Annotated in this window: 7 protein-coding genes and 1 pseudogene (1 of these 8 only partly in view); 1 reads left to right on the forward strand and 7 read right to left on the reverse strand. The window is 64.6% G+C overall.

What is annotated here, in order from left to right; translation table 11 throughout:
* Positions 1 to 117: 117 nt before the first annotated feature.
* Together E6K79_04980 and E6K79_04985 are read right to left on the reverse strand one after the other, a co-directional pair.
* Positions 118 to 2,166 carry a hypothetical protein gene (locus E6K79_04980; protein ID TMQ65410.1) on the reverse strand — a complete coding sequence of 683 codons (2,049 nt, stop codon included), beginning with the start codon at positions 2,164 to 2,166 and terminating at the stop codon, positions 118 to 120.
* On the reverse strand, positions 2,163 to 3,098 hold the full coding sequence (locus tag E6K79_04985) for a glycosyltransferase family 2 protein (GenBank protein ID TMQ65411.1): 936 nt from the start codon (positions 3,096 to 3,098) through the stop codon (positions 2,163 to 2,165). Before E6K79_04985 ends, E6K79_04980 begins: the two co-directional genes overlap by 4 nt.
* A 36-nt stretch (positions 3,099 to 3,134) precedes the next feature.
* On the opposite strand from E6K79_04985, the gene E6K79_04990 reads away from it, so the two are divergent.
* On the forward strand, positions 3,135 to 3,806 hold the full coding sequence (locus E6K79_04990; protein TMQ65412.1) for a DinB family protein: 672 nt from the start codon (positions 3,135 to 3,137) through the stop codon (positions 3,804 to 3,806).
* Here the strand turns inward: E6K79_04990 and E6K79_04995 are convergent.
* The 5 genes and pseudogenes from E6K79_04995 to E6K79_05015 form a co-directional block, all read right to left on the reverse strand.
* On the reverse strand, positions 3,775 to 4,524 hold the full coding sequence (locus E6K79_04995) for a HAMP domain-containing histidine kinase (protein ID TMQ65413.1): 750 nt from the start codon (positions 4,522 to 4,524) through the stop codon (positions 3,775 to 3,777). The genes E6K79_04990 and E6K79_04995 overlap by 32 nt on opposite strands.
* Positions 4,525 to 4,544: 20 nt before the next feature.
* Positions 4,545 to 6,422, reverse strand: coding sequence for a HAMP domain-containing protein (locus E6K79_05000; protein ID TMQ65414.1), 1,878 nt, complete (start codon positions 6,420 to 6,422; stop codon positions 4,545 to 4,547).
* Positions 6,422 to 7,732, reverse strand: a complete 1,311-nt coding sequence (locus tag E6K79_05005; GenBank protein ID TMQ65415.1) for a FecR domain-containing protein — start codon at positions 7,730 to 7,732, stop codon at positions 6,422 to 6,424. Before E6K79_05005 ends, E6K79_05000 begins: the two co-directional genes overlap by 1 nt.
* A gap of 1 nt (position 7,733) precedes the next feature.
* On the reverse strand, positions 7,734 to 8,345 hold the full coding sequence (locus tag E6K79_05010) for a hypothetical protein (protein TMQ65416.1): 612 nt from the start codon (positions 8,343 to 8,345) through the stop codon (positions 7,734 to 7,736).
* Positions 8,323 to 8,405, reverse strand: a pseudogene (locus tag E6K79_05015) (hypothetical protein); it runs 9,316 nt beyond the window's last position. Before E6K79_05015 ends, E6K79_05010 begins: the two are co-directional and overlap by 23 nt.

Below are 8,405 nucleotides of genomic sequence, written 5' to 3' on the forward strand. Positions count from 1 at the left end.
GAGTTTAGCACCGCCTCACCCGATTTGTCCCAAGCCTTGATCCTGGAAAGCTCTAACCCGCACAATCGGCGCATGATCGGGCGATTGCTCTCCCACTATCGAATCACCGAGGTACGATCAACGTATTGGCGTCGCAGGAGTAGGCTCGGTACTCCACGTGTACCGATAAATCCAGAGGCTTGCGTCGGGGACCGACGTCACAAGCTCCGCGGTCGCGAGAAACGCGGGGTCGGTGAACTCCTGCGGAAACACGACGTACCGTATCCCGAGTCGACGCAGGAGGTCGCTGCTTGGGGTGATGTGGATGATGTACCAGTCCCCTTGGTGGAGCGAGAAGGATACGTCCGGACCCTGATCGGGCTCGAGCTCGATATGGGCGTAGCGGTTGTAGATCGACGCGCCGGACGACTTGGGATCGATCACGCGCAAGTCATCGAGCGGTGGCACGAATTTCGTCCCGTTGAACACCTGGCCGCCCGCCGCCTTGATCAGGTCGGCGACGACGTGGGGACCGTAGACCGCCCATCGGGCATCCGGCTCCCTGCGGATCAAGGGTGAAACCTGTTTGAATAGCTTCGTGTCGATGATCGGTCCGAGACCGACGGCGACCGGGTTCACCAAGCCGTAGCTCCAGATGCTTGGTATGAGAACGCACGCCGCGAACGCGAGCCGCTTGCGTGCCAGCAACAGATAGCCCGCGGCCGCGGAGAGGAGCGTGACCCAGGCGACCTGGTTCCCGACGGCGAAGGATCCGGTCGCGCGGTTGAACATGAGGGAGTACACGAGAACTACCGCGAGCAGCGCGGCGGCGATGATGGTCTTCGGCGCAAAGCCGCGTGGGAGGATCACGCGTGCTTTCGCGAGGAAAACGCAGCAAAGCAGAATGCTGGCGAGCCCGAGGCCCAGGAGGGAACGCGTGCCCTGCGACTTCCCAAACGCGGACGCCAGGGCCAGGAAGCGCGGCCAGCCGAGGACCATCCAGCTGAAAACGACGACGATGTAGGCGATCAGGCTCCACTCGAGGGCGCTCGCCCGTGAATTCCGCCGCCACTGCCAAAGAAGCACCGCCGCCGGTATCGGGAACAGAAGTACGAAGTTGCTCGCCTCGCACACGTTGAACCACTGCGGCGGAACGTGATCCTCCGACATGAAGAAACCGTACAGGCCGCTGAAGATCTGGGCAAAGGCAACTTCGCCGCCCGTTGAGTTCCGCGCTCCGGGATAGACCGTGCCGAGCACGAGCTCGATGGCGTGTCTGGCGTCGCGATAGTACAAAGCGAGCAGGACGGCCGCCGCCAACAGGGCCAGCACCGCGGATCCGGTCCGAAATATCATGCCGCCCCTTGTGCGGATCGCCCCGAGGTGCGGACCGACCGAGCCCACCAAAACCGCGATGCCGAGATAAAAAAGCGGCACCTGAAAGGGCGGGTACAACGACAACACGGCATCAAGAAGGAAGAGCGTGAAGACCAGGGCCGAGACGGCGATGGCCCATCTGCTGGGCGAGAGCGCGAGGTAGTGCCCCGCGACGAGCGCCAGGGCGGCGGAACCCACCATCTCGGGAAGCATGGCAGGCGTGGAGTACCACCACTGCATGAAGCCCGAAAAGAACACCCAGGCCGCGCCGAGGAGGGATACCCCGAAATCGCTCCCGGTCACGAGCATCAGCAGCAGGAAGATGCCTCCCACAAGAAGGAAGGCCTTCATGTTCCAATAGAAGGCGAACGCACGCTCCAGGTCGAGGACGAAGAACCCCCAATATTGGGGCCGAACCAGAGTCGACCAGTGCCGGACCGGCAGATTCATGATCAATGGCGCGCGCCCGGGGCCCCAGCGGGAGCTCTCCGCGGAGAAAGCGGGACGCGACTCCGCCTGACTCACCATCGCGGGTGTCATGACGGCCCATTCGTCGATCCGGATGAGCTTTGGCTTTCCGAGGAGAACGCCGGCATTGGGGCCCCGATCGGGGAAGGATCGGTCCCACATTCCGACAGAAGATCCGTGAATCTTGAAGGCCGTGGCGAGGACGAGGAGGAGAACCAGCGCGCAAAGGAAGAGGAGCACGTTCCGATCGAAGCGGATGAGGTGCGGTTCATCGGGGTCGCGCTTCGGGGTGGCCGGATCGGGCTGCGGCTTCCGCTTAGGGCGCACCGTCTTACCGCTCACCGGGGCGACTCCTGGATCTCGATCAGAATCGCCTGAAGCGCCAGCTGAAATCCTAGAATGAAGGGCAGAATACTCAGCATCACCGTCCCGGTGGTCGCGACGTGGCCGGACGAGACGGACTTGATCCACGTGAACGCCCCGAATCCCGTGCCCCACGCAAGCAGCAGCGAACCCAGGATCCAAAACACCGCGACGGGCGAGAACTCCCGGAGCACGTGGCGCTGGTAGATTCGGTACCAGAAGCCCTTCAATAGATAGAGTGGGAACGTTACGAGGACCTGACCGACTCGCATGGAAGACCGTTCATCCTCGTAACGAGCCGGCACCGGTACGTCCTTCACTCTCGCCCGGAATACGTTCAGGTGGATCAGCATGTCGCTCTCGAAGAAGTATCGTCGGGCGATCCGGTCCAGCGGCAGCCTTCGCAGCATTGCCGAGTCGATCGCGATGTAGCCGTTGACGGGATCGAATACATGCCAGTATCCGGAAGCGAGTTTTGTCAGGAAGGTCAGCCCGAAGCTGCCGGCGAGGCGGATCGTCGGCATGTCGGGCAGCCTGCTTTCCCAAAGGAACCGGTTGCCCTTCGCGTACGCGTATCCATCGACCACAATCGGATCCAGCAGGGCGGGAAGCAATCCGGGGTCCATCTGGCCGTCGCTATCCATCTTCACGACGACGTTCGCTCCCCCCTCCATGGCCAGCTTGAACCCGGTCACGATGGCTCCACCCACGCCCTGGTTCACCGCGTGCTGCACCAGCTTTAGCCGCGGCTCGCCCAGCCCCCGAACGAGATCGGCCGTTCCGTCCGTACCCGCGTCCTCCACCACGATGATCGAGTCGACGAACTCGGGGATCCCCTGGATGACGCCGACAATGTGCGTCGCCACGTTGAACGCCGGCATCACGACCGCAACCCGCCGCTCTCGATACATCGCCGCGCCCCGAAACGTTGTGATTGATCAGCGTGAATGCCGGCCCCGAGACTAATGTATACCCGCAGGATCAGATTCGCGTCAGTATATGCTCGGAGTATATGGAGCATGAGGGCCGCTCACCCGAGGCTGGAGCGGGGAGAGGGCCGAAGCAAGGATACGGAAGCGCGTTTGAACGCAGATCGATCGATAGGAGAGCCGACAATGAAGACGCAGGAAGCGATAGCGCAGCACTTCGGACTCATGTATCAGACCGCCGCGGCGAACCTCGACGGGCTGACCCAGGAACAATCGCTGATGCATCCCTCGCCGGGCGGTAATTGCGCCAACTGGATCCTGGGGCACCTCACGAACGTCCAGAACGGCGTCATGGGTCTCATCGGCGAAAAGCCGGTCTGGGAGAGCGGCCAGCTCACTCGGGCAGGCTTCGACCCGATTTCCGGAGCGGCCAACGCCATCGAGTGGAACACCATGAGAGAACGGTTCCTGGGGTCCAAGGATCGTTGCCTGGCGGCAATCTCAGGGCTATCCGACAGGGCCCTGGCCGAGTCGGTTCCCCACCCGTTCGGCGGCACCACAAGCCGCGCGGAGCTGCTGCACCTTCTCGCCTTCCACCAGACCTACCACGTCGGGCAGCTCGCCCTATCGCGGCGAATCGCCGGGCTGGAGGGCGCGGTCAAGGGGCCGGGTCAGGTGCAGAAGGTCTGAGCGGGCTGACCGGTTTCACTTCGGCCCTGGAGGAGTTCCGATCCGGAATCTCGAGATGGACGGTCTCGCCCGTGCCGTGCTCGTCGCCCCACATCCTGCCTCCGTGGGCGGTCATGATCCCTCGGCACAGGGCGATCTTCAGCCGGGAGCTTCGAGCCTTGCTCCCCGGACCGCCTGAATCCTGGGTTTCCACGGGCGCGGAGCCCTGCCCCGCTCGACGCGTCACCGAAAGAAGCAAACCGGAGCCCGACCGGGCGAGAGCGACGGTGACGGTGCCGCCCGGGCTGGACAACGTGGCCGCGTTCGTAACCACCGACCGCAACACCTGCATGAGCGCCTCCCGGTCGATCCAGCCGCGCGCAGCCTCGCAGGAGGCAACTTCAAGCCCGACGCCGAGCGACTGAACGTGCGGGCGCAATTCATCCACGACCGCACGAACCACGGTCTCGACCGGCTGAGAGGCGAACCGGAAGACGCGCTTCCCCGCCTCGAGATCCGCGAGGTCGACGGCATCGCTTAACAGGTCGAGGAGGCGCCTGCCGCTCTCCTCGATCAATTTGTAATAGTGCGCCGCTTTTTCCGGCGTGAGCGAGGCCGCTCTCTGTTCTCCCAGCTGCGCAAAGCTGAGGATCGCGTGGAGCGGAGTCCGCATCTCGTGGGACATGATTGCGAGGAGCTCGCTCGTCGCGCGCGACGCCGATTTGTCCCTATCGCTCACTCGGATGGCTCCCTCGCCGCCTAGGCGGCCCGCTCGGCCCCGGGGGTCGGATCCACGGGACCCGATTTCTCGGCGGGGTCGGCTTCCGCGGCCGGGTGGGACCCCGCGACTCGGAAACTAAGGATGAATCTCGTCCCAGCGCCTTCCTCGCTCTCCACTCGGATCGCTCCCCCATGGGCGCGCATGATTCCAAACGTCACCGCGAGGCCGAGACCCGTCCCCTTGCCCGGAGCCTTGGTCGTGAAGAACGGCTCGAAGATGCGTGCCTGGACGGCCCGAGGGATGCCGGGTCCGTCGTCCTGGACGTAGAGCTCAATGAACCCGTCGTCCCGCAGCGCCGCCTTGATCTCGACGATGCCGTGGCCGCGGGGCTCCATGGCCTGCTCCGCGTTGAGTATGAGGTTCATCAGCACCTGCTGAATCTGGTTGGCGCTGCCGTGGATGAGCGGCAGGTCCTTTGGAACAGCGGTTTCAAAGGCGATCTTGTGGAGGCTCAGCTCGTGATGGAGGATCGCCTTGGTGTCCGCGACGACCTCCTCGAGCGCGATCGGCTCGGGCGTCAGATTCTCCTGCCTCGCGAACTTCAGCAAACTGTCAATGATCGCGCGGCACCGCTTCGTTTCCTTCTCGAGGATCGCGAACGTCTCGCGGAGCGGATTGTCCTCGGCAAGGGACCGCACCGTGAGCTGGATCATGCCTTGAATCCCCGCGAGGGGGTTCTTGACCTCGTGGGCGATCCCGGCACCGAGTTGGCCGAAGGCCGCCATCTTCTCGGATTGGATCAACTGCGCCTGAGCGTCCCTCAGAGCCAGGTCTCGCGTGTGGAGCTCCGATGCCATCTGATTGAACGAGCCGGCCAGCTGCCCCATCTCGTCGCGGCTGGGAACAGCGACCTGGACGTCGAAGTCGCCGTGTCCGATCGATTGCGCGGCGTGCGTCAATTGACTGAGGGAGCGCGTCATCTGGGTCGCCCAGATGAGGCTGACGATTGCCGCCGCGACCAGGAGCCCGAGGGCGAGGAAGATGAGGTTCGTGAGCAGTTTCCGGAGCGCAAAGTAGGCTGCCGACTTTGGGATCTCGGCGCCGGCTCGAAGCCCGCCGATCCCGACGCTAGCAATCCCCGTAATCATCCGCTTCCCGTCGCGTTCGGTTTCCTTGACCATCGCGATGCTCCCGGGGCCAAGCGGGGGGAGCCAATCGAGCCGCTCCTGGGAGGCCGTCCGCCGCGAATCGACGTGGCTCACGATGCGTCCATCCACATCGACGAGAAATACATCGAACGCGCTCGAGCTGCGTCCCAGGGAAATCGATCGGTTCAGATCAACCGTGCCGACCACGACGAGCGGTGGGCGGCCGGAAGCCCGAGGAATGCGGACCGCGATCGTCGAAACAGGAAGTGAGCTTGAAATGGCGGCATTGCGAACGTAGAGCGACCCGGCCCGGATCGAATCGAACGGGATGGGATATCTCGCGATCGCCGCCAGGAAGGATGCTCGGCTCACCCCGGCCGCGCGCGTGGTGACGCTGTCCAGGAGCATCGCCATGGCCTTGCGACCCTCGAAGATCCGCAAGGCCACGAGGCCAGGAGTCCTCGCAAATAGGGCTCTCAAGGCCTCGTCACGGCGCTCGCTGAGAATATTCGAAGCGTCCATGACGCGACCCGCCGTGACGAGTTGGTCCCGGTAGGCCGTCAGGCGCAGATCTGCCTCCTCCGCCGCGTGGACCGAGACGAGGGAGACGAGATCCTCGACGTATGCGACCTTGTCCGCGTGGAACATGCGCGCCATGGTGTACGTGATGAGACTCACCACCGTCGTCACGACGAGGAGCACGCTGAGGAGAATCTTGAACCGGAATGTCACCCGGATCTTCGACGGCATGTCGGATGCCCCGCGCATTAGAACTTCGCCCGTAACACTTGGCTCCAATAGGAGCTGTGCCCCGCCGGATCCACGGCTTCGACGAGGAGCAGATTGGCACCGGCTTTCAGACGAACCTCGACCTGGAAGGAGCCGTCCAGGTTCACCTGGAGCCGCTGGCCCATGACGTAGACGCGGGCTCGCGGGTCAGTGCGCCCGCGGACCGTAAACCTGGAGCCTTCGACCTCAGTCGGAGGCGGATCGATTTGAAGCGGCAGGAGCTCTCCCTCGAGTGTGACCGTCAGCCTCCGAGCCGCGGACGGCAAGCCCTCGATCTCATCCTGAATCGCCGCGACGCTCCACCGGTAGGAGCCGACGGCAAGCCGCCCCCAGGTGAGCGATGGAGCCGTCACCATCTCGTCGAGCGCGAGGTCGCGGAACGCCGGGCCCTTCTCGACGCGCACGCGATATCCATCGGCATTCTCGACCGGGCTCCAACGGAACGTGACGCGCGGAGGGAGGTCGAGATATGGAAACGAGGATCCGTCCGCGGGCTCCAGCACGGCCGGAGCGATCGGGATGGGACGCGGTTCCTGAATTCGCCCGCCGGAGTCCACGCGACTGAACTGGCTGGGACCGACATGGATTTTGCGTCCGTTTGCCGCCAGCTCCAGGCTTCCGCCGAGCACGGCTACGGACGTGGAGCGGTCGCGACCGACCTTAATTCTGACGTCGGCGGTCCCGCCCGGCTCAGCCCTCAAGATGGCACGTCCCGCGGGGATCTCCACCTCGATCGGCGCATCGTAGGATCCCCCGATCCGGGCCGTGAGATCACCCTGCAGCAGGGACAGCCCCCGCGGCGACTCGATCGGATCCGCGCCTAGGTGGAGACCGGTGACGACGACCAAGGCGTTCTCTTCGACCTGCACGGCGACTTTGGGTCCGTACTCGATGGCCGCCGCCCCGTCCGGACCGGTTTGGACCGCATCCCGATCGTAAAGCTCCACCCCGGACGCGGCCGGACTCCATCCGATCTGGCCCGCCGAACGACGCTTCACGTCCCGGCGTTTTACCGTGAGCTTCGCGACTGGGGAGGAGGAGGCCTCGATAGGATCGAGCAGGTCCGGTTCCAACAATCTGCCCGAAGGCCCGGCCAAACGGACGCCGGCCATGAGGGTGCGCATGTCGTCTCCGGGGGGGAACACGACGCTGAGCACGGCCAAGAAGCCTGAGAAGCATGCGAGCGTCATCGCAATCGCCAAGAACACCTCGAGCAGGAGCTTCCACATGCCCGGAAGCAATGAGCCGCCATCGGGCTTGGTCGGCCGCGGGACGGAATCCCACGCCATGTCAGTAGCGACTCTGGGCACGAAGGAACCATCCATGTGAGCTCTCCGGGCCCGTCTCGAGCGGGTCGCCGGAGAAGGTCGTAAAGTTGTAGCCGACGCCGAGGCGGAAGTTCAGCGACGGGTCCCAGGAAAGCTCGTTCAGCCACCCCGCGCGCCGGTCTCCCACCTCGCGCTGCGACAAAGCGCGGTACTCGACTCCGTAGCGGAACGGCTTTCGAACCGTGTACTCGAGACGCTGGGCCCAGAGCACGCTATGGGTCTCGCCGGTGCCCACGCCTTGCGACTCGCCCCGGATCCGTGCGGCGGCCTTCCCGACCCAGTCGATCCCAGGCACGATTCGCACGGTGGTCTCGAGCGCGGTCACCCCGAGGGTGGTCTCGGAGAGCGTCGTATCCCCCGGCGCCGAGAACCGCCGGTCCCGGAGGAGGGTCCAACGGGCGAATCCCTCCACGCGATCCGAGTGCGGCGGCCGGAACGCGACGCCGAGGGTCCGCTCTTCATACCGCGCGGGAGTGCTGTTCGCCACGCGATCCCGGGTGAAGCTGAGGCGATAGTTTCCCCGCGCCGAGATTCCCGCGACGAGGTTCCATTCAAGCCCGGTCGACGTGAGCACCTGGCGCTCGCGGCCGCCGGCCCCGTCGATGCGATATTCGCCGCGTGTCGTGGCGACGAC

This window comes from Candidatus Eisenbacteria bacterium, assembly GCA_005893305.1.
GTDB lineage: Bacteria > Eisenbacteria > RBG-16-71-46 > SZUA-252 > SZUA-252 > WS-9.